Below are 20,978 nucleotides of genomic sequence, written 5' to 3' on the forward strand. Positions count from 1 at the left end.
GTGCCGAGATCCGGCGCGTACGGCGATGCCGTCGAAGTCCTCGATGCCTTCGACGTCTTCGATGCTTTCGCTGTCTTCGATGCCTTCGATGCTTTCGCTGTCTTCGATGTCGTCGAGTGCGTCATCGCCGGCCGCTAGCTCTTCTCGCTCTTGGCGACCTGAGTGACCGAACGCGTGACCTGCTCGGGAGACTTGGAACCCGCGATGAGCGCGGCGACGCTGTCGTTGATCTCCTGGCCGACGGCGGGGGCGTACGCCTGGTCGAGGTAGAGCTGGAAGCCGGTCGCCGAGTTCAGCGCGTCCGATACGGCGGTGAGGTTGGCGTCGGTCAGCGCGGAGCGCGCGTCCTTGGACACCGGTATCAGGCCGGTCTCCTTGACGAGCTTCGCGGCGAACTCCTTCTCGGCGAAGAACTTCAGGAACTCCACCGCCGCGTCCGGGGCGCCCTTGCGCACCGCGTGGCCGCCGCCCCCGCCGAACACCTCGGTGAGCGCGCCCTTGCCGCCCTCCACGGCGGGGAAGGAGAAGAAGCCGAGGTCATCGCCGATGCCCTTGCCCGAGTCGTTCTCGACGACCGGCGCCCACTGGCCCATCAGCTCCATGGCCGCCTTGCCGTTGCCCATCGTGGCCGCCTCGCCGTTGGGCGTGGAGTACGCGGCACCGAGGAACCCCTTCTGGAAGGGTTCGAGCGCGACGAGGTCCTTGAGGTGCTGGCTGGCCTTGACGAAGCCCTCGCCGGTGAAGTCGGCGTCGGTGGCCGCCTTCTGCATCGCTTCGAGCCCGGCGATGCGCATCGAGAGGTACGCCCAGTAGTACATGCCGGGCCACTTCTCCTTGCCGGCCAGGGCGATCGGCGTGACCCCCGCGCTCTTGAGCGCCTTGACGGCGTCGAGGTAGCCGGCCCAGGTGGTGGGCGGCGTGTCGATCTTGGCCTTCTCGAAGAGCGCCTTGTTGTACCAGAAGCCGACCATGCCGATGTCGAACGGGACCGCGTACGTCTTCTTGTCGAACTGATAGGCCGACAGCGCGGCGGGCACGAAGTCCTTCGTCCAGGAGGAGACCTTGTCCGTCAGGTCCTCGACCAGGCCCGCGTCGATCTGCTGCTTGAGTACGCCGCCGCCCCACGTGTGGTAGATGTCCGGCAGCTTCCCCGAGGCGGTCTGCGCGGTCATCTTCGACTTGTACGCCTCGTTCTCCAGCGTCACGATCTTGACCTTCACGTCGGGGTGCGCGGCCTCGAACTCCTTGGCGCGCTGGGCCCACAGCTTCTTCGCGGGCTCGGTGGTGGTGATGTTCCACCACTCGATGGTGGTCTTGCCCGAGCTGTTCCCACTGTCGGACGAGCCGCACGCGCTCAGGGCGGCCGCGCCCAGTCCGGTCGCCGCGGTGGCCGCCAGGAACCTCCGGCGGTTGAGGGGGGTGTAGGTGTTGCCCAACGCTCGCATCGCGCACCTTCCGGAAGAGTGCCGAAAATTATCGGTCGAGTGCGCACGGAAATTACGGGCGGGGGGTGGGTATGTCAACGCTCCTGACAAATATCGGGTGGTTCTTCGGCCGCGGGTTGTGCGCGGCTGGTCGCGCCGTTCCCCGCGCCCCTAAAGGGCGCCTGTGCTCGCCCGGATTACCAGTTCCGTCGCGAGCTCCACCCTCGGCGACGCCGGCTCCTCGCCCAGCGCCAGCCGCAGTACCGTGCGCGTCGCAAGCTTGCCCATGTCCGCCAGCGGCTGCCGGACCGTCGTCAGTGGCGGAGCCGACCAGCGGACTTCCGGCAGGTCGTCGAAGCCGACGACGCTCATGTCCTCGGGAACCCGCAGGCCACGACGGCGCAGCGCCTCGATCGCGCCGAGCGCCATCTGGTCGCTGGCCGCGAACAGCGCGGTCGGCGGCTCGGGCAGGTCGAGCAGCGTGTTGCAGCCCTCGAAGCCGGAGGCGTGGTAGAAGTCGCCCGGCACGATGAGGCCGTCGTCCACCGCGATCTCCGCGCTCTCCAGCGCCGCCCGGTAGCCGTCGAGGCGGGCCCGCGAGCACAGCAGCCGCGGCGGTCCGGCGACAAGGCCGATCCGGCGGTGACCGAGGCCGAGCAGATGCTCCGTCGCGGCCATGCCGCCCGCCCAGTTGGTGGCGCCGACGGTGGGCACGTCCAGCGCCGGTGACCCTGCCGGGTCGACGACCACGAGCGGCACGCCGAGGCGCCGCAGCTCCTCGTGCAGCCGGGGTTCGAGGACGGAGGTCACCAGGATCACCCCGTCCGAGGCGCGGGCCCGCAGATTGGTCATCCACTGCCGGGCCGAGCCCGAAGCCCCGTGGATCGCGGAGACCACCGTGCCCACGCCCGCGGCGTGCGCGACCTCCTCGACACCGCGGATGATCTCCACGGCCCAGGGGCTGTCGAGGTCGTTGAAGACCAGGTCGATGAGGGCGGCCCGGTCGCCCGGCGCAGACGACTTGCGCCGGTAGCCGTGGTGGCGCAGCAGGTCCTCGACCCGGGCCCGGGTCTCCGGGGACACGTCGGAGCGGCCGTTGACGACACGCGACACGGTGGGCACCGAGACCCCGGCCTGCCGGGCGATCTCGGTGATCGTCACCTTGTTCTTGATGCTCTCCCGGGCCACTGCGCCCACCTCCGTCGACGTGTCCAAGACTCCCCCAAGCGTTCCGGCCTCACCAGCGAAACGTTGCAGGAGTCTTCCGGAAAACCGAGGTCGACGGGAAGCCCGGCCGTGAACGCGGCCGTCAGGAGACCGACTCGAACCGCCAACGGTGCACGGCCCGGGTCACCAACTCCCCGTCCGGCTCCGGAAGTTCGGGCAGCTCGGCGTCGTATGCGGCGTCCCACCACGTGATCACGAGGACGCGGTCCTGGGGTGCCCGCAGAATCTCCAGCCGAAGCGGCTGCCCCGTCAGCCGCTTCGACCGCTCCCGCACCCAGTCGAGCAGCTCCCCGCCCCGCCCGGAGACCGCCCGCGCCTCCCACATCAGCGCGACGGTCACGAGTACAGGTTCTCCTTGCTGACCTCATGCACATGATCATGCGAGTGATCGTGAGCATGCCCGCGTCCCGGCACATGCGGGTCCGTCACCGGCAGCGACGAGTCCGCCGACAGGTCCCAGTCGGAGGCCGCCCGGTTGCGCGCGACCATCTCCGCGCCCAGCGCGGCCACCATCGCCCCGTTGTCCGTGCACAGCTTCGGCCGCGGCACCCGCAGCCGGATCCCGGCGGCCTCGCAGCGTTCCAGGGCCAGCGCGCGCAGCCGCGAGTTGGCGGCCACGCCGCCGCCGATCATGAGGTGGTCGACGCCCTGGTCCTTGCAGGCCCGTACGGCCTTTCGGGTCAGCACGTCCACCACGGCCTCCTGGAAGGACGCGGACACATCGCGCACCGGCACCTCCTCTCCCGCCGCCCGCTTGGCCTCGATCCAACGGGCCACGGCGGTCTTCAGACCGGAGAAGGAGAAGTCGTACGCCGGGTCGCGCGGCCCGGTGAGCCCGCGCGGGAACGCGATGGCGCTCGGGTCGCCCTCCTTCGCGTACCGGTCGATGACCGGGCCGCCCGGGAAGCCGAGGTTCAGCACCCGCGCGATCTTGTCGAAGGCCTCGCCCGCCGCGTCGTCGATGGTCGCGCCCATCGGCCGTACGTCGGACGTGATGTCCGTGGAGAGGAGGAGCGAGGAGTGCCCACCCGATACGAGGAGCGCCATCGTCGGCTCCGGCAGCGCCCCGTGCTCCAGCTGGTCCACACAGATGTGGGAGGCGAGGTGGTTGACGCCGTACAGCGGCTTGCCCAGCGCGTACGCGTACGCCTTCGCGGCGGAGACCCCGACGAGCAGCGCGCCGGCGAGCCCGGGCCCGGCGGTGACCGCGATCCCGTCCAGGTCCTTCGCGCTCACCCCCGCCTCCTTCAGCGCCCGGTCGATGGTCGGCACCATCGCTTCCAGGTGGGCGCGGGAGGCGACCTCGGGCACGACCCCGCCGAAGCGCGCGTGCTCGTCGACGCTGGAGGCGACCGCGTCCGCGAGCAGGGTGGTGCCGCGGACGATGCCGACGCCGGTCTCGTCGCAGGAGGTCTCGATGCCGAGGACGAGTGGTTCGTCAGCCATTGATCTCGTTTCCTTGAACCGATGTGGAGCCCGCGGCGGAGCCGCTGTCGGATGCCATGTGCAGGCGCATGACCAGGGCGTCGATGTTCCCCGGCTGGTAGTAGCCGCGTCTGAAGCCGATGGGATCGAAACCGAAGCGCTCGTACAGCTTCTGTGCGCGGACGTTGTCGACGCGGCATTCGAGCATCACCTCGGCGCACTCGAACGCGGTCGCGGCCCGCAGCAGCTCGGTCAGCAGCCGGGCGCCGAGCCCGGTGCCCCACTGGTCGCGGGCGACGGCGATCGTCTGTACGTCGCCGAGGTCGCCGGAGGCGGCAAGTCCCGCGTACCCGACGAGCCGATCGCCGTCGACGGCGACGACATACCGCCGCGTCGCCTCCGCCCCTCGGGAGTGGGCCAGCTCGGACCAGAACATCCCCCGCGACCAGGCGTCCTCGGGGAAGAGGTCCTTCTCCAGCTCCAGTACGGGATCGATGTCCCACCAGCGCATCTCGCGCAGCTCGGCCGTCACTTGGGGGTGACCACCTTGTAGTTCTTGGGCACCTGGGCGTCCGGGCGCCTCAGATACAGCGGCCGGGGGGCCTCCAGCTCCTCGCCGGCGGCGAGCTTCTCCGCGGCCAGGGCGGCCAGCGCGGCCGCCGAGACGTGCTCGGGCGCGCGGGCGTCCGGGAACGTGTCGGGGTAGAGCAGGGCGCCCGCGCCGACGGCGGGCAGGCCGCCGAGGTCCAGGTCGCCGGGGCGGTCCACGGCGGGGTCCGACACGCGCGTCCGGCGGTCGGCGTAGCGCGCCCAGTAGACCTCCTTGCGCCGGGCGTCCGTCGCCACGACGAAGGGGCCCTCGACGTCGGCCGCGTACGCGAGCCCGTCGAGTGTGCACAGGCCGTGCACGGGCACGCCGAGCGCGAGCCCGAAGGTGTCTGCGGTCATGAGGCCGACGCGCAGCCCCGTGTACGGGCCGGGGCCGACGCCCACGACGATGCCGGTGACGGCGTCCAGCTTGAGGCCTGCCTCGGCGAGCACCCGGTCGACGGCCGGCAGCAGCAGCTCTCCGTGCCGGCGCGCGTCCACCTGGCTCGACGTGGCGATGGCGGACGTGCCGTCGTGCAGGGCGACGGTCACGGCGGGGGTGGCGGTATCCAGAGCGAGCAAGAGCACGCAAACAGCCTACGGCGCCCGAGGCCAAGGCACGGCCGCCCAGGTCTGCCGCTCCCCTGCTGCTACCGTCACAGCAACGACGTACGAAGTACGAGAGGTGGGCACACAAGGTGGCTAGGAGCAGCTCGGGATTCGTGGCCGGGCTCACCGTGGCGGCGATCGCCGCAGTCAGCTTCCTCGCCTACCAGGCGTCCGCGAACGTGCCGGACACCTTGGGCAAACCGCACACGAGCGCGTCACCCAAGGCCTCCGTCTCGAAGGCCCCTCGCGACAAGAAGAACCCGACGGCGCTGCCCGCCCAGACCGGCACCGGTGAGCGGGTCGTCTACTCGACCGACGACGACCGTGTGTGGCTGGTCGGCGCGGACAACAAGGTCCAGCGCACCTTCAAGGTCACCCCGGGCACGGTCGACCCGGCCGCCGGCTCCTACGCGGTCACGTCGCGCAACCGCGCGGTCACCGGATCGGACGGGGCGCAGATCGAGCACGTCGTACGGTTCGCCCTCGTCGACGGCGTCGCGATCGGCTTCAGCGCGGCGGTGAACGGCTCGACGGCCGCGCCGGACTCCTCGAAGAAGCTCGGCGGCATCCGCGAGTCCCGCGCGAACGGCAACACGATGTGGGAGTTCGCGACGATCGGCGTGAAGGTCGTCGTCATCCAGTAGCGGTTACGCCGCCTCCCGCCGTACGCGCCGCGCCTCCACCGGCTCCGTAGCACGCGGCGCGGGCTCGCGCGGCGGCCTCGACACTGCCTCGGCCGCGGCGCACGACGCCAGCAGATCCCGCATCGACACCCCGGCCACCACGCACGGCTGCGCCGGCACGTCACGTTCTGAAGCCGACATGGACGCCTCCTGGGGCTTCGGGGGCAAGCGTGGTTAGGTAGACCTAACTACGGACTGATGTCCATGTGACCACGGCCGGGATGCCCAGCGCAATATCTTGCCGACGTCTTGTCGGAACGTTCACGAAGAACTGGCCGGAACCCACGAAGGCCCAGGCCGGGAGGCGGTGGCCGGATGGCCGGGAACGCGCCGAACCGATCAGGCCGACAGCACGCTCGGATCGGCCGTCGCCCAGCGCTCGCCGAGCCCCGTCAGCGTGACGTGCCGTACCTCGTCCGTGGTATCCCCGACGGCCCGGTGGATGACGACGTGCAGCCGATCGTCGCTCAGCTCCTCGACCTTGCCCTCGCCCCACTCCACGACGATCACCGAGTCGGAGAGCGAGACGTCGAGGTCGAGGTCCTCCATCTCGTCGAGCCCGCCGCCCAGGCGGTACGCGTCCACGTGGACGAGCGGCGGACCGTCTCCGAGAGAGGGGTGCACACGCGCGATGACGAAGGTCGGAGAGGTGACCGCGCCCCGGACGCCGAGTCCCTCGCCGAGCCCGCGGGTCAGCGTGGTCTTGCCCGCGCCGAGCTCCCCGTTCAGCATCACGAGGTCGCCCGCGCGCAACAGCTTGGCGAGTCGGCGGCCCAACTCCCGCATCTGTTCGGGGGAGTTGACGGTGATCTGCACGCTGACGCCGTCCTGCGCGGGCTCAGCCGGGTTGTGCGGTGCTGCTGGTGCTTCCATAGCCACCCACGGTAGCCCCTGCCGGGACGGCACCCGCGCGCATGAGGAGGTCGGCCAGACGGTCTATGACGACCTCGGGGTGCTCCAGCATCACCAGGTGTCCGGCGTCGGGTACCAGCACCAGCTCGGCCTCCGGCAGCAGGTCGGCGATCACCTCGCTGTGCTCGCTCGGGGTCACCAGGTCCTTGACCCCGGCGAGGACGAGCACGGGCATCTCGGTGAAGTGAGCGAGCGCGGCGGTCTTGTCGTGCTCGGTGAACGCCGGATAGAACTCGGCGACCACGTCGATCGGTGTGCTCTCGATCATCCGCTCGGCGAACCGCTCGACCGCGGGATCGACGTCCCGGGTGGCGAACGAGTACCGCTTGATGACCCCGGCGAACAGATCGGCCGTGGCCCGCCGCCCCCGCTCCACCAGGGCGGCCTGCTGACCGAGCGCCTTCAGTACACCGGGCAGCACACGCCGCACCGCGTTCACGCCCGCGACGGGCAGCCCGAAGTTGACCTCGCCGAGCCGCCCCGACGACGTACCGACGAGGGCGACGGCGACGACCCGGTCGCGGATCAGCTCGGGGAACTGATCGGCGAGGGCCATGACGGTCATGCCGCCCATGGAGTGCCCGACCAGCACGATCGGCCCGTCGGGCACGGCCGCGTCGATGACGGCCTTCAGATCACGCCCGAGCTGGTCGATGGTGACCGGCTTCCCCTCCTCCGTCTGGGCCACGCCCCGCCCGGACCGCCCGTGGCTGCGCTGGTCCCAGTGCACGGTGCGCACCACACCGCGCAGCGCGGCGCGCTGGAAGTGCCAGGAGTCCTGGTTGAGGCAGTAGCCGTGGCTGAAGACGACGGTGACGGGGACCGGGGCCTTGCGGCCGAAGAGACGGCGGCGGCGCGGGGCGAGCGGGGCTTCCGGCTCGGCGTCGTCGACCTCGTAGTACAGCTCGGTGCCGTCATCGGCGTACGCCTTGCCGGGGCTGCCGCGCAGCGAGCCGTACGGGCCCGCCGAGTCGAGGGCCAGGCGGGCCTTCTGGCGCATGCCGCGGCCGACCGTGAGCCGCTCTATGGCGACTCCGGCGGCGGCGCCCGCCGCGACCACGCCTATCGCGGCGCCCACGACACCGGCCTTGCGCCAGTTCCCGGCGGAGGCGGCGGCCGCCGAGGCCGCACTCGCGACGACCTCCGCGCTGCTCTCGCTCACGTCCCGCTCCTCTTCGTTTCTTCGCTCGCCGCCGGGTTCTGCTCTGCCAGGGGGGTGTTACCCGTCTCGTTCCTCGTTCACATTCACGTAGACGCGCGGAACGCGGGTTCCGATCCGGGTGACGATTTCGTAGGCGATCGTGCCCGCCGCCCGGGCCCAGTCCTCGGCGGTCGGCTCGCCGCGGTCGCCCGGGCCGAAGAGAACTGCCTCCGCGCCGGGCGCGGGCTCGTCCCCGCCGAGATCGACGACGAACTGGTCCATCGCGACCCGGCCGGCGACCGTACGCCATTTGCCGCCGACCAGCACCGGACCGGTGCCGGAGGCATGGCGCGGGATGCCGTCCGCGTAGCCGACGGGCACCAGGCCGAGGGTGGTGTCGCCGGGCGTGGTGTAGTGATGCCCGTAACTGACGCCGTGGCCGGCCGGAACGTGCTTCACCAGCGCGAGCGACGCGCTCAGCGTCATCACCGGGCGCAGCCCGAAGTCGGCCGGGGTGCCGAGCTCGGGGCTCGGCGAGATGCCGTAGACCGCGATGCCGGTGCGGACGAGGTCGAAGTGGGTCTCGGGAAGGGTCAGCGTGGCGGGCGAGTTGGCGATGTGCCGCACCTCGGGGCGGACGCCCTGCTCCTCGGCGTACGCCACCATCTCGCGGAACCGGGTGAGTTGGGCCTGGATGGAGGGGTGACCGGGCTCGTCGGCACAGGCGAAGTGCGACCAGAGACCGGTGACGGTGATGAGCCCTCGGGCCTGGGCGCTCAGCGCCTCCCTGACGAGCTCGGGCCAGTCGGCGGGCTGGCAGCCGTTCCGCCCGAGACCGGTGTCGGCCTTCAGCTGGACGCGGGCGGGCGCGGACGCCTCCCGGGCCGCTTGCACCACCTCCCGCAGCGCCCACATGCCGCTCACCGACACGTCGAGATCGGCCTCGATGGCCTGCTTCCACGGGCCGCCGGGGGTCCACAGCCAGCACATGATCCGCCCTTCGAGTCCGGCCGCTCGCAGGGCGAGGGCCTCCTCGGGGGTCGCGGTGCCGAGCCAGGTGGCGCCTGCCTCGCGCGCCGCGCGGGCACACGGCACCGCCCCGTGGCCATACGCGTCGGACTTGACCACGGCCATCACGGCCGCGGACGGCGCGTGGGCGCGCAGGGTCCGCACGTTGGCCCGCAGGGCTGCCAGGTCGATCTCGGCGCGGGCGCGCAGGGGTGTTGTCTCGTTCATCGCGCCCCCAGTGTCTCAGAGGGGGCTGACAGCGCCCCGGCGCCGGTACCGGTAGGGGGCCGTCCGGCATCAGGTGCCGGCCCTGCGTCCCCACACGTACACGTGGTCGCCCGTCTTCGTGACGCTCCACAGTTTGCGGGCGTCGGCGAGGCGCAGATTGACGCAGCCCCACGAGCCGTTGGGGTTGTAGACGCTGCCGTAGATGGCGTGGAAGGCCTCTCCGCCGCTGAAGAACTGGCTGTACGGCATGGGGCTGTTGTACAGCGTCGACCAATGGTTCTTGTGCTTCCAGAAGACCTTGAACCAGCCCGTACGGGTCCGGTATCCGGCCCGCCCGCTCCGCATCGGCACCGGCCCCCACAGCACCTTCTTCCCCTTCTGCACCCAGGTGAGCTGGCGGGTCAGGTCCACGCAGGCGACGCGGTACGAGCGGACGGGGCACTTTCGGGCCGCGTTCGGGTTCTTCCTCGCCGAGAGCAGCTGCATATGGGCCCAGGTGACGGGTCCGGCGAACCCGGAGTTCGGTTTGATCCCGTACCGCGTCTGAAACGTCCGAATCGCGGCACAATCGGCGGCGGACTGCTTCCCGTCCACCTTCCGCTTCAGCCATCGCTCCACCTGCCGCTGATACGGCCCCGTCCGTTTGCTGCACGTCACGGCGGTGCCTGCGGCGGCGTCGCTGAGCGGTACGTATTCGATGAGCGCGTCCGTGCCGGCCGGCGCGTTCCGTGGCTCGACGGCGTCCTCCGCGGCGGTGGGGGGGTACACCTTCGGCGCGAGCATCTGGTCCGGCGTGTCGATCTGCCACGGCTGATGGGGGCCAGGGGCCACGCCGGGCACCAACTCGGTCCCCGGTCCGGGAGCGGGGGGACCACTCGCCGCCACGGCACTCTCAACGGGCAACACGGCCACCAGCGCGAGCACCACCGCCGCGCTCCGGCACCTCATATGTCCGATCATCATGCAATCAGCCATATGCAACGGCGTCACAAATCCGGGTGAGCCGCGCGGACCGGGTCCCCCATTCGGCCAAGGCTTTGTTTCGCCTCCGCCGCCCCTACCCGTCCCGCCCCTGGGGGCTGCGCCCCTGAAATGGGCGCGGGGAACTGCGCGACAGGCCCCCACTGGTCCGCTGCCGAAAGGCTGGTAGGAGACGGGTAGGGGCGCGGAGGGGGCGAAAACCCTCCCGGCGTTCAGTCGATGACGTCGCGCCATGCGTCCGGGATGGCGGAGGCCACGTCGTGGGCTCCGGCAGGCGCCCCATCCGCGGCGAAGCGCCCCGCGAGCCCGTGGAGGTACGCGGCAACACTCCCCGCGTCCAGCGCGGACAACCCGGCCGCCAGCAGCGAGCCGGCAAGACCGGACAGCACGTCACCACTCCCCGCGGTGGCCAGCCAGGCCGTCCCCGTGGAATTCACCCGCACAGCCCCACCGCCCGCATCGGCCACCAGCGTCGTCGACCCCTTGAGCAACACCGTCGCCCCGTACAGCCGCGCCAATTCCCGCACGGAAGCCAGCCGAGCCCCCTCGACGGCCTCCCGCGAAACCCCGAGCAGCGCGGCCGCCTCCCCGGCGTGCGGGGTCATCAACGTGGGCGCACTCCTCGCCCGTACGGCGTCCCGGGCCGCGAGCCGCAACCCGTCCGCGTCCACCAGCACGGGCACCTCCGCCGCGAGCACCTCCCCGACAGCCGACGCGTCGTCCCCGGCCCCGGGCCCCACGACCCACGCCTGGACCCGGCCGGCCCGCTTGGGCCCCTGTCCCGAGACGAGGGTCTCCGGGAAGCGCGCGATCACAGCGTCCCCCGCGGGTCCGACGTACCGCACGGCCCCCGCCCCACCCCGCAGCGCACCGGACACGGCGAGCACCGCCGCCCCGGGATAACGCGCGGACCCGGCGGCGATCCCCACGACACCGCGCCGGTACTTGTCGCTCTCGGCTCCGGGCACCGGCAGCCGCGCCGCGACGTCCGCGTGCTGCAGGGCCTCCAGCTCGGCCTCGGCGGGCAGTTCGAGCCCGATGTCGACGAGGCGTACCGAACCGGCGTACCCGCGTGCCGGATCGATGAGCAGCCCCGGTTTGTGCGTCCCGAAGGTCACCGTGAGATCGGCGCGCACCGCCGCACCGAGGATCTCCCCGGTGTCCGCCTCGATACCGCTCGGCAGATCGACGGCGACCACGGCGGCGCGGGAGTCTGCGGCGAACTCGGCCAGCGGCGCGGCGTCGGGCCGCAGCCCGCCCTTGCCGCCGATCCCGACGATGCCGTCGACGACGAGGTCGGCGCGCCGGATGAGCGACTCGGCGGCAGCGGGGGCGGCCGTGGTACCCCCCGCCCGCCGAAGCGCCGCGAGCCCCCCGGCATGCGTCCGTTCGGGGGCGAGCAGCACCGCGGTGACGCCCGCGCCTCGGCGGGCCAGGCGCGCCCCCGCGTAGAGGGCGTCACCGCCGTTGTCGCCGCTGCCGATGAGCAGCACGATCCGGCTGCCGTACACCCGTCCCAGCAACTCCGCGCAGGCCGCGGCCAGTCCGGCGGCCGCGCGCTGCATCAACGCCCCCTCGGGAAGCCGCGCCATCAGCTCCCGCTCGGCGGTTCTTACGGTCTCCACGCAGTACGCAGTACGCATACCGCCGAGTCTCCCGTACCGACGCCCGCCGTGCCGCCTCCGAGGGCACCGGCGCCGGTCCCAACTCGGCGCGGCGCGTACGGGTCCGCCGCGCGGCGCAACCCGCTCACCTGCCCACGGCCGGGCCCACACACCCACGGCCGGGCACGACCGCCGTGTCCGCAACCAGCACCGCCCCGCCGAAGTGCCGTTCCGAGCTCAGGCCAGCGCGGCGCGTACGGGTCCGCCGCGCAGCGCAACCCGCTCACCTGCCCACGGCCGGGCCCACACACCCACGGCCGGGCACGACCGCCGTGTCCGCAACCAGCACCGCCCCGCCGAAGTGCCGTTCCGAGCTCAGGCCAGCGCGGCGCGTACGGGTCCGCCGCGCGGCGCAACCCAGCGCAACGCGCTCACGGACGCTCTGGCACTCACAGCCGGTCCCGCCCACCCACGGCCAGGCGCAACAGCCACGGCCGCGTCCGCCGCCACCGATCCACCGATCCACCGATCCACCGAAGCGCTCCTCCACCACCGCCCCGCCCAACCAGCAGCCCCCGGCCTACCCCTCCGCCACCACCACCGCCGAAGCCACCCCCGCGTCATGACTGAGCGACACGTGCCACGAGCGCACGCCCAGTTCGGCCGCCCGGGCCGCCACCGTGCCCTTCACCCGCAGCCGCGGCTGACCACTCTCCTCGACGTAGACCTCGGCGTCGGTCCAGTACAGACCCGCCGGGGCGCCCAGCGCCTTGGCCAGCGCCTCCTTCGCGGCGAAACGCGCGGCCAGGGACGCGATGCCCCGGCGCTCACCGCTCGGCAGGTACAACTCCTCTTCGAGGAAGACTCGTTCGGCCAGTCCGGGCGTGCGCTCAAGCGACGCCCGGAACCGGTCGATCTCGGCCACATCGATACCGACCCCGATGATGCTCATGCCTCGCACCCTAAGGGGCGGGGCACCGGTGCCCGTTCGCACGACGGGAATGTCTCACCCCCGGCCGGCCTGCGGCGACCTCGCATCGGGCGCCCAGGCACGGGGGCCCTGCCGCGGTCACTCCACCGTCACCGACTTCGCCAGGTTCCGCGGCTGATCCACCTCGTTGCCCCGAGCCGTCGCCAGCTCGCACGCGAACACCTGCAAGGGGACCGTCGACACCAGCGGCTGGAGGAGGGTGGGCGTCGCGGGGATGCGGATCAGGTGGTCGGCGTACGGCACGACCGCCTCGTCGCCCTCCTCCGCGATGACGATCGTGCGCGCTCCCCGCGCCCGGATCTCCTGGATGTTGGACACGATCTTGTCGTGCAGGACCGAGCGGCCGCGCGGGGACGGCACCACGACCACCACCGGCAGGTCCTTCTCGATCAGCGCGATCGGGCCGTGCTTCAGCTCGCCCGCCGCGAAGCCCTCGGCGTGCATGTACGCCAGTTCCTTCAGCTTGAGGGCGCCTTCGAGCGCGACCGGGTAGCCCACGTGCCGCCCCAGGAACAGCACGGTGTTCTTGTCGGCCAGGGAACGCGCCAGCTCCCGTACCGGCTCCATGGTCTCCAGGACCCGTTCGACCTCCCGGGAGATCCGGGACAGCTCGCGGACGAGGGCCTGGATCTCGTCGCCCCACTTGGTGCCGCGGACCTGGCCCAGATACAGGGCGACCAGGTAGCAGGCGACCAGCTGCGTCAGGAACGCCTTCGTGGACGCGACCGCGACCTCCGGACCCGCGTGCGTGTACAGCACCGCGTCGGACTCGCGCGGGATCGTCGAGCCGTTCGTGTTGCAGATCGCCAGCACCTTGGAACCCTGCTCGCGGGCGTGCCGCAGCGCCATCAGCGTGTCCATGGTCTCGCCGGACTGCGAGATGGCGATGACGAGGGTGCGCGGGTCGAGGATCGGATCCCGGTAGCGGAACTCGCTGGCCAGCTCCACCTCGCACGGAATCCGCGTCCAGTGCTCGATGGCGTACTTGGCGATCAGGCCGGCGTGGAAGGCCGTACCGCAGGCCACGATGACGACCTTGTCGATCTCGCGCAGCACCGACGCCGGGATGCGCACCTCGTCCAGCGTCAGCGAGCCGGACGCGTCGATACGGCCGAGGAGCGTATCGGCGACAGCCTTGGGCTGCTCGGCGATCTCCTTGAGCATGAAGTAGTCATACCCCCCCTTTTCGGCCGCCGAGGCGTCCCAGTCGACGTGGTACGAGCGGACGTCGGCGGGGCGGCCGTCGAACCCGGTGACCGTCACGCCGTCCCGGCGCAGCTCCACCACCTGGTCCTGACCCAGCTCGATCGCCGACCGCGTATGGGCGATGAACGCGGCGACGTCCGAGGCGAGAAAGGCCTCGCCCTCTCCGACTCCCACCACGAGCGGCGAGTTCCGGCGCGCTCCGACCACCACATCCGGCTCGTCGGCGTGCACCGCGACCAGCGTGAAGGCGCCCTCAAGGCGCCGGCACACCAGCCGCATCGCCTCCGCCAGGTCGGCGCAGGACGAGAACTCCTCGGCGAGCAGATGCGCGACCACCTCGGTGTCCGTCTCGGAGACCAGGTCGTGTCCCCGCTCGGCCAACTCGGCGCGCAGCAGGGCGAAGTTCTCGATGATCCCGTTGTGGACCACGGCGACCCGGCCCGCGTTGTCCAGATGCGGATGCGCGTTCGCATCCGTGGGGCCGCCGTGGGTGGCCCAGCGGGTGTGCCCGATGGCCGTCGTTCCCGTCGGCAGCGGCCGGTCGACCAGCTCCTTCTCCAGGTTGACGAGCTTGCCGGCCTTCTTCGCGGCGGCGAGCCCGCCGTCCGCCGGTACAGCGACGCCCGCCGAGTCGTATCCCCGGTACTCCAGCCGCTTCAGTCCGGCCATCACCACGTCAAGCGCCGACTGCGACCCCACGTATCCCACGATTCCGCACATGGCCGCAGCCTAAGGGCCCACACCCGCCCGATCCCGGCACTGCGTGCCCGATATCGGAATTTCCAGCCGCCCTCCGCACCGGCCCAGGGCCCCGTGGGCAACCCTGTGTAACCCGGCGTGACGGACCCCACCCCCCATCCCGTCCATACTCCCGTAACAATGGACTGTGATCTCTCCGGTCTCCTCGATATCCCGGAGCGCCCACCGGTCCAGGCCGGAGGCGACTCCCTACGTCGACCTCACCCGTGCCGAGTGGAGCGCGCTGCGCGAAAAGACGCCGCTCCCGCTCAACGCGGAGGAGGTCGAGAAGCTGCGCGGTCTGGGCGACGTCATCGACCTCGACGAGGTACGGGACATCTATCTGCCGCTGTCCAGACTGCTCAATCTGTACGTCGGCGCCACGGACGGACTCAGAGGCGCCCTGAACACCTTCCTCGGCGAGAAGGGCTCCCAGTCGGGCACCCCGTTCGTCATAGGGGTCGCGGGTTCGGTGGCCGTCGGCAAGTCCACCGTCGCCCGGCTCCTGCAGGCCCTACTCTCCCGCTGGCCCGAGCACCCGCGCGTCGAGCTGGTCACCACGGACGGCTTCCTGCTGCCCACCAAGGAACTGGAAGCGCGCGGTCTGATGTCGCGGAAGGGTTTCCCCGAGTCGTACGACCGCCGCGCCCTGACCCGGTTCGTCGCCGACATCAAGGCGGGCAAGGACGAGGTCACCGCCCCCGTCTACTCGCATCTGATCTACGACATCGTCCCGGGCCAGCGGCTCACGGTCCGCCGCCCCGACATCCTCATCGTCGAAGGCCTGAACGTGCTGCAGCCGGCCCTGCCCGGCAAGGACGGCCGCACCCGCGTCGGCCTCGCGGACTACTTCGACTTCAGCGTGTACGTGGACGCCCGGCCCGAGGACATCGAGGCCTGGTACCTCAACCGCTTCCGCAAGCTGCGCGCGACCGCCTTCCAGAACCCCCACTCGTACTTCCGCAAGTACACCCAGGTCTCCGAGGAGGAGGCACTCGACTACGCCCGTACGACCTGGCGGACCATCAACAGGCCCAATCTGCTGGAGAATGTGGCCCCGACGCGCGGCCGGGCGACCCTCGTCGTGCGCAAGGGCCCCGACCACAAGGTGCAGCGCCTGAGCCTGCGCAAACTCTGACCATTACGCTGCGGCCATGCTGCATCTGCGTCTGATCACCCCCGCCGACCGCACCGATGACGTCGTACGTCTGATCGAGCGGACGGTCGGCACGACCCACCTGGCCGTGCTGCCGGGGGCGGCCCGCAACCCCGCGGGCGATGTCGTCATGTGCGACGTCGCCCGGGAGGCCGGTGACGCACTCCTCACCGGGCTGCAGGAGTTGGGGATCGACCGGAGTGGCTCGATCGCCGTCGAGAACATCGACCTGTCGCTGTCGAAGCGGGCCGACAAGGCGGAGGAGGAGGCACCGGGCGAGGGTGCCGACGCGGTGCTGTGGGAGCACCTGACGGACGCGACGCACGAGGAGTCCACGCTCTCGGTCACGTATGTCGCGTTCATCACGCTGGCCACGATGATCGCGGCCTGTGGTGTGGTCCTCGACAACGCGATCCTGATCGTGGGGGCGATGGCGGTCGGCCCGGAGTTCGGACCGCTGGCCGGGTTCTGCACGGCCCTGGTGCGCCGCGCCCCGCGGCTCGCGTGGCGCTCGCTGACCGCGCTGCTCGTGGGCTTCGCCCTCGCGATGCTGGTGACGGTGGTCTTCAGCTACTTCATGGACGCGGTGAACCTGTTCAGCGCCGAGCAGTTGGCCGCGGAGCGCCCCAACACCAGCTTCATCTACCGGCCCGACTGGTTCTCGTTCGTCGTGGCCGTCCTCGCCGGCTGCGCGGGCACGCTGTCCCTGACCTCCGCCAAGTCGGGCGCCCTGGTGGGCGTCGCCATCTCGGTGACCACGGTCCCGGCGGCCGCGAACGCCGCCGTCGCCTTCAGCTACACCGAGTACCACCAGGCGTGGGGCTCCACCGAGCAGCTGCTGCTGAACCTGCTGGGCATCGTGCTGGCCGGCACGCTCACGCTGCTGGCCCAGAAGTGGCTCTGGGCCCGGCAGCGTGAACGCACCGCCGCACTGGGCCGGTTCTAGGCCCCGTCGTCAAATTCCCGCCTGCCTGCGACAGGGCCTAGCCGAGCGCCGACTTCACCGCGTCGGCGAGCCGCCCGGCCACCGAGCGCGCATGGTCGATGTCTGCGGCCTCGACCATCACCCGTACGAGCGGCTCGGTGCCTGACGAACGGAGCAACACCCGGCCGGTGGACCCGAGTTCGCGCTCGGCGTCGGCCACCGCGGCGGCCAGCTCGGCCGAGGTCTTCACCCGCGACTTGTCCACGTCGGGCACATTGATCAGCACCTGAGGCAGCCGCTCCATGACCGAGGCGAGGTCCTGGAGCGTACGGCCCGTCTGTGCGACCCGGGCCGCCAGCAGCAGGCCGGTCAGCGTGCCGTCGCCGGTGGTGGCATGGTCGAGGATGATGACGTGCCCGGACTGCTCGCCGCCGAGGGCGTAGCCGTGCTCCTTCATCTCCTCCAGGACGTAACGGTCACCGACCGCCGTCTGGATGAGCGAGAGACCCTCGCGCTCCATGGCGAGCTTGAAGCCCAGGTTGGACATGACTGTCGCGACAACGGTGTCGGAGCGCAGTACGGAACGCTCCCGCATCGCCAGCGCGAGTACGGCCAGGATCTGGTCGCCGTCCACCTCGGCGCCCGTGTGGTCCACGGCGAGGCAGCGGTCGGCGTCGCCGTCGTGCGCGATGCCGAGGTCGGCGCCGTGTTCGAGGACGGCGGCCTGGAGCTTGGCCAGGTGGGTGGAGCCGCAGCCGTCGTTGATGTTGAGCCCGTCCGGCTCGGCCCCGATCGTGATGATCTCGGCGCCGGCGCGCGTGAAGGCCTCCGGCGACACCCGGGCGGCGGCACCGTGCGCCTCGTCGAGGACGACCTTGACACCGTCGAGGCGGTTCGGGAGTACCCCGATGAGGTGGGCGACGTACTGGTCGAACCCTTCCTCGTACGCGCGCACGCGCCCGACCCCGGCGCCCGTGGGCCGGTCCCAGGGAGCGCCGGTGCGGTGCTCCTCGTACACGCCCTCGATCCGGTCCTCCAGCTCGTCGGCGAGCTTGTGGCCGCCGCGGGCGAAGAACTTGATCCCGTTGTCGGGCATGGCGTTGTGGCTGGCGGAGAGCATCACGCCGAGGTCGGCGCCCAGCGCGCCGGTGAGGTACGCCACCGCGGGGGTGGGCAGCACACCGACGCGCAGGACGTCCACGCCCGCGCTGGCCAGGCCCGCGACCACTGCGGCCTCCAGGAACTCCCCGGACGCGCGCGGGTCCCGCCCGACCACCGCGACCGGCCGGTGGCCCTCGAACGTGCCCGCCTCGGCCAGTACGTGCGCCGCCGCCACGGAGAGCCCGAGCGCGAGCTCGGCCGTCAGATCCGCGTTGGCGACACCGCGCACGCCGTCCGTGCCGAAGAGTCGTCCCACTTGTCCTCCTGAGGAAGCTTCAGAATTCGGAAGCTCATCCGATCACAATTCGGAAGTCAGTCGATCACACGAGCCTTTGAGCACCTTGTGCCGTTATACGCCCATGGCTTTGATAAACGAACGCCCCGACGGCACTGTGGCGTGCCGCCGGGGCGTTCGGACGTACTACGCGTACTACGCGTACGAGCAGGCAGCGAAGATTAACGCTTGCTGTACTGCGGAGCCTTGCGGGCCTTCTTGAGACCGGCCTTCTTGCGCTCGACCGCACGGTCGTCGCGCTTGAGGAAGCCGGCCTTCTTCAGGGCGCCGCGGTTGTTGTCGACGTCGGCCTCGTTCAGCGCACGGGCGACACCGAGGCGCAGGGCGCCGGCCTGGCCGGAGACGCCGCCACCCGAGATGCGGGCGATGACGTCGTAGCGGCCGTCGAGCTCGAGCACCTTGAAGGGCTCGTTGACTTCCTGCTGGTGCACCTTGTTGGGGAAGTAGTCCTCAAGGGTGCGACCGTTGATCTTCCACTTGCCGGAGCCCGGAACGATCCGGACGCGGGCAATGGCGTTCTTGCGACGGCCCAGGCCGGCGGCCGGCTGCGGCTCGCCGAAGCGGCCGGCGAGGGACTCCGAGGTGTACTCGCCCTCGACGGGGACCTCGGACTCGGTGGTGTACTGGTCGATGTCGACGAGCTCAGTCTCTTCGACCGGCTGCTCAACGGTGGTCTCGGCCACGATTCTCCTCAGATTCTTTTTCGTCTTAGGGGGTGGCCGGAACTACTGCGCGACCTGGGTGATCTCGAACGGCACCGGCTGCTGGGCAGCGTGCGGGTGCTGGTCGCCCGAGTAGACCTTCAGCTTCGAGAGCATCTGACGGCCCAGGGAGTTCTTGGGGAGCATGCCCTTGACGGCCTTCTCGACGGCCTTCTCGGGGTTCTTGTCCAGCAGCTCGTCGTAGCGGACGGAGCGCAGACCACCCGGGTAACCGGAGTGGCGGTACGCCATCTTCTGGGTCCGCTTGTTGCCGGACAGGTGCACCTTGTCGGCGTTGATGATGATGACGAAGTCACCGGCATCGACGTGCGGGGCAAAGATCGGCTTGTGCTTGCCCCGCAGAAGGGTGGCGGCGGTGGTCGCCAGACGGCCGAGGACGACGTCCTGGGCGTCGATGACGTGCCACTGGCGAGTGATGTCGCCGGGCTTGGGGCTGTACGTACGCACGGTTCGTAGCCTTCGCTTCTTCAGTGAGTGGGTCCTGACAAGGCCACCACGGACGATCACGACAGCCCTGACCGCACCTCGGTGACGCATACCGAGTGCTGGTCGCTGGTCATCGGCCCCGGTGGACCGGTGTAAGGGCCTCTCACGTGAGAATGAGCAAGCCAATACACATAACGAAGAGCCAGCCTACCTGCGCTGCCCCGCAAGGGTCAAAACGCGGGTCAAACACTTAGGGCCGAGCCGCTACCGCTGTGGGCAATCGTCCCGCAGAGCGCTGGGAGTCCCCCCTGCCCGAGCGGAGTCGAGGGCTCGGGGGAGGGTGGACACAGCCTGCAGCGCCGGGCGCCTGGTGACGCGCCCCAGGGACAGCTCCGGCCGCACGGCCACCGCGGCAGCCAGCACACACAAGGTAAGACAGTCCCGGAAGGCCCGCCGGGTCACCGGCTCCAGCCAGGGCCAGCTGACACCGGGCACCTGCGGGAGCAGGGCCAGCCAGAACCACGGGCTCCGGGCCACCGAGCCGGGGAACGGCACCCCCGCGACCAGCAGCGGCACCACGACCAGCAGATAGTGGTCGTACGACGGCCGGGACACCAGGAACGCCGAGAGCATCAGCGTCACGGCGGTCTCGACCAGCCGCAGCGCCCCAGGATCGGCCCGACACCAGCGCCGGTACGCACACCAGACCCCCGCCCCGGCGGCCACGAAGGCCATCAAGGTCGCCACCCCCTGCGGCACCCCGAGCCGCGTCAGCACGGCCCCCGGCGAAGCCTCGTACAGCCGTACGAACCTGTCGTGCCCCCGCAGCAGGAACGGCAACGTCCGTGTGACAAACCCCGCAGGGTCGGGCATCAGCAGCGCCGCCCCACCGGAGACCACCGCCGGCACCAGCACGAGGGAGCCGAGCCCGCGCCACTGCCGGGCGAAGACGAAGAGCAGCGCCACCGGCGCGAGCAGCGGCTTCAGGACGATCGCGGCGCCGATCACCACCCCCGCCGCGACCCACCGCCCCCGCACCGCGCACAGCAGCCCCAGCGGCAGCGCGACCGCCGCCGTCACGGTCCAGTTGCCGAGCGTCACCAGATGCCCGAAGGGCGCGAAGCCCAGCGCGAGCCCGGTCAGGCCGAGCACGGCGAAGCGGCTGTGCCACGCGATCCCGTGGATGCGGAGCGCGCAGCCCCAGCCCGCCGCCAGCAGCCCGGTCACCACCAGCGGCACGAGCACCCGCAGCGCAGCCAGGGGCAGCAGCGCCTGCGGCACCGCCGCGAGCACCGCGCCGGGCAGATAGAGGAAGTGCGGGTCGGCGTACGGCGAGCCGCCGTCCAGCCAGGTCCGGGCCGCCCGGACGACGATCGCGTTGTCCATCCCGCCGTCCGAGCTCCTGCGCGCGACGTTCACGACCGGAACGCACAGCACCACGGCCAACACCACCCACGCATGCCAGGACGCCCGCCGCACCAACCACCCGGAGATGTCACTTTTGCCCTCGTTCATGCAGGTCACGCTA

General features: G+C 71.0%; 22 protein-coding genes. 4 read left to right on the plus strand and 18 right to left on the minus strand.

Annotation, left to right across the window (positions count from 1 at the left end; genetic code table 11):
* Positions 1 to 138 (plus strand): hypothetical protein, encoded by a 138-nt coding sequence (locus ACZ4RZ_RS03780; protein WP_467741662.1) that lies wholly within the window; start codon positions 1 to 3, stop codon positions 136 to 138.
* On the opposite strand, the gene ACZ4RZ_RS03785 is transcribed toward ACZ4RZ_RS03780, so the two are convergent.
* From ACZ4RZ_RS03785 to tsaB, 6 genes are all read right to left on the minus strand, one after another.
* On the minus strand, positions 135 to 1,445 hold the full coding sequence (locus ACZ4RZ_RS03785; protein ID WP_467741664.1) for an extracellular solute-binding protein: 1,311 nt from the start codon (positions 1,443 to 1,445) through the stop codon (positions 135 to 137). The two genes, ACZ4RZ_RS03780 and ACZ4RZ_RS03785, sit on opposite strands and share 4 nt — an antisense overlap.
* Positions 1,446 to 1,595: 150 nt before the next feature.
* Positions 1,596 to 2,639, minus strand: coding sequence for a LacI family DNA-binding transcriptional regulator (locus ACZ4RZ_RS03790; protein ID WP_467741666.1), 1,044 nt, complete (start codon positions 2,637 to 2,639; stop codon positions 1,596 to 1,598).
* A 94-nt stretch (positions 2,640 to 2,733) separates the two neighbouring features.
* A complete protein-coding gene (locus tag ACZ4RZ_RS03795) occupies positions 2,734 to 2,991 on the minus strand; it encodes a hypothetical protein (protein ID WP_467741668.1) in 258 nt (85 codons plus the stop codon).
* Positions 2,988 to 4,097, minus strand: a complete 1,110-nt coding sequence (gene tsaD, locus ACZ4RZ_RS03800; RefSeq protein WP_467741670.1) for a tRNA (adenosine(37)-N6)-threonylcarbamoyltransferase complex transferase subunit TsaD — start codon at positions 4,095 to 4,097, stop codon at positions 2,988 to 2,990. The genes ACZ4RZ_RS03795 and tsaD overlap by 4 nt, the downstream gene beginning before the upstream one ends.
* Positions 4,090 to 4,587, minus strand: a complete 498-nt coding sequence (gene rimI, locus ACZ4RZ_RS03805) for a ribosomal protein S18-alanine N-acetyltransferase (protein ID WP_467741975.1) — start codon at positions 4,585 to 4,587, stop codon at positions 4,090 to 4,092. Before rimI ends, tsaD begins: the two co-directional genes overlap by 8 nt.
* Before the next feature lie 17 nt (positions 4,588 to 4,604).
* Positions 4,605 to 5,252 carry a tRNA (adenosine(37)-N6)-threonylcarbamoyltransferase complex dimerization subunit type 1 TsaB gene (gene tsaB / locus ACZ4RZ_RS03810; protein ID WP_467741672.1) on the minus strand — a complete coding sequence of 216 codons (648 nt, stop codon included), beginning with the start codon at positions 5,250 to 5,252 and terminating at the stop codon, positions 4,605 to 4,607.
* A gap of 110 nt (positions 5,253 to 5,362) precedes the next feature.
* On the opposite strand from tsaB, the gene ACZ4RZ_RS03815 reads away from it, so the two are divergent.
* On the plus strand, positions 5,363 to 5,917 hold the full coding sequence (locus ACZ4RZ_RS03815; RefSeq protein ID WP_467741674.1) for a hypothetical protein: 555 nt from the start codon (positions 5,363 to 5,365) through the stop codon (positions 5,915 to 5,917).
* 3 nt (positions 5,918 to 5,920) lie between these two features.
* On the opposite strand, the gene ACZ4RZ_RS03820 is transcribed toward ACZ4RZ_RS03815, so the two are convergent.
* The 8 genes from ACZ4RZ_RS03820 to glmS all read right to left on the minus strand — a co-directional run bounded on the left by ACZ4RZ_RS03820 (position 5,921) and on the right by glmS (position 14,747).
* Positions 5,921 to 6,097, minus strand: coding sequence for a hypothetical protein (locus tag ACZ4RZ_RS03820; protein ID WP_467741676.1), 177 nt, complete (start codon positions 6,095 to 6,097; stop codon positions 5,921 to 5,923).
* 198 nt (positions 6,098 to 6,295) lie between these two features.
* Entirely contained in the window at positions 6,296 to 6,829 is a 534-nt protein-coding gene (tsaE, locus tag ACZ4RZ_RS03825; protein ID WP_467741678.1) for a tRNA (adenosine(37)-N6)-threonylcarbamoyltransferase complex ATPase subunit type 1 TsaE, read from the minus strand.
* Positions 6,795 to 8,030: an alpha/beta fold hydrolase gene (locus ACZ4RZ_RS03830; protein WP_467741680.1), complete on the minus strand. Its 1,236-nt coding sequence runs from the start codon at positions 8,028 to 8,030 to the stop codon at positions 6,795 to 6,797. Before ACZ4RZ_RS03830 ends, tsaE begins: the two co-directional genes overlap by 35 nt.
* Positions 8,031 to 8,087: 57 nt before the next feature.
* Complete coding sequence (gene alr / locus ACZ4RZ_RS03835) at positions 8,088 to 9,245, minus strand: alanine racemase (protein WP_467741682.1); 1,158 nt, start codon at positions 9,243 to 9,245, stop codon at positions 8,088 to 8,090.
* Between the two features lie 69 nt (positions 9,246 to 9,314).
* Entirely contained in the window at positions 9,315 to 10,193 is an 879-nt protein-coding gene (locus ACZ4RZ_RS03840; protein ID WP_467741684.1) for a L,D-transpeptidase family protein, read from the minus strand.
* Positions 10,194 to 10,438: 245 nt separating this feature from the next.
* Complete coding sequence (locus tag ACZ4RZ_RS03845) at positions 10,439 to 11,869, minus strand: NAD(P)H-hydrate dehydratase (protein WP_467741686.1); 1,431 nt, start codon at positions 11,867 to 11,869, stop codon at positions 10,439 to 10,441.
* A 541-nt stretch (positions 11,870 to 12,410) separates the two neighbouring features.
* Positions 12,411 to 12,782 carry a holo-ACP synthase gene (locus tag ACZ4RZ_RS03850; RefSeq protein ID WP_467741688.1) on the minus strand — a complete coding sequence of 124 codons (372 nt, stop codon included), beginning with the start codon at positions 12,780 to 12,782 and terminating at the stop codon, positions 12,411 to 12,413.
* Positions 12,783 to 12,899: 117 nt separating this feature from the next.
* Positions 12,900 to 14,747, minus strand: coding sequence for a glutamine--fructose-6-phosphate transaminase (isomerizing) (gene glmS / locus ACZ4RZ_RS03855; RefSeq protein WP_467741690.1), 1,848 nt, complete (start codon positions 14,745 to 14,747; stop codon positions 12,900 to 12,902).
* A gap of 166 nt (positions 14,748 to 14,913) precedes the next feature.
* Between glmS and coaA the strand changes: the two genes are divergently transcribed.
* Together coaA and ACZ4RZ_RS03865 are read left to right on the plus strand one after the other, a co-directional pair.
* Positions 14,914 to 15,903, plus strand: a complete 990-nt coding sequence (gene coaA / locus ACZ4RZ_RS03860) for a type I pantothenate kinase (RefSeq protein ID WP_467741692.1) — start codon at positions 14,914 to 14,916, stop codon at positions 15,901 to 15,903.
* Positions 15,904 to 15,919: 16 nt separating this feature from the next.
* Positions 15,920 to 16,867 carry a DUF389 domain-containing protein gene (locus ACZ4RZ_RS03865; protein WP_467741694.1) on the plus strand — a complete coding sequence of 316 codons (948 nt, stop codon included), beginning with the start codon at positions 15,920 to 15,922 and terminating at the stop codon, positions 16,865 to 16,867.
* A gap of 37 nt (positions 16,868 to 16,904) precedes the next feature.
* On the opposite strand, the gene glmM is transcribed toward ACZ4RZ_RS03865, so the two are convergent.
* From glmM to ACZ4RZ_RS03885, 4 genes are all read right to left on the minus strand, one after another.
* Positions 16,905 to 18,263: a phosphoglucosamine mutase gene (gene glmM / locus ACZ4RZ_RS03870; RefSeq protein WP_467741696.1), complete on the minus strand. Its 1,359-nt coding sequence runs from the start codon at positions 18,261 to 18,263 to the stop codon at positions 16,905 to 16,907.
* A gap of 200 nt (positions 18,264 to 18,463) precedes the next feature.
* On the minus strand, positions 18,464 to 18,985 hold the full coding sequence (gene rpsI / locus ACZ4RZ_RS03875; RefSeq protein ID WP_189190312.1) for a 30S ribosomal protein S9: 522 nt from the start codon (positions 18,983 to 18,985) through the stop codon (positions 18,464 to 18,466).
* Between the two features lie 42 nt (positions 18,986 to 19,027).
* Entirely contained in the window at positions 19,028 to 19,471 is a 444-nt protein-coding gene (gene rplM / locus ACZ4RZ_RS03880) for a 50S ribosomal protein L13 (RefSeq protein WP_399077161.1), read from the minus strand.
* A 243-nt stretch (positions 19,472 to 19,714) separates the two neighbouring features.
* A complete protein-coding gene (locus tag ACZ4RZ_RS03885) occupies positions 19,715 to 20,965 on the minus strand; it encodes a glycosyltransferase family 87 protein (protein WP_467741698.1) in 1,251 nt (416 codons plus the stop codon).
* Positions 20,966 to 20,978: the final 13 nt, after the last annotated feature.

It is taken from the genome of Streptomyces sp. NPDC027189 (assembly GCF_055566975.1).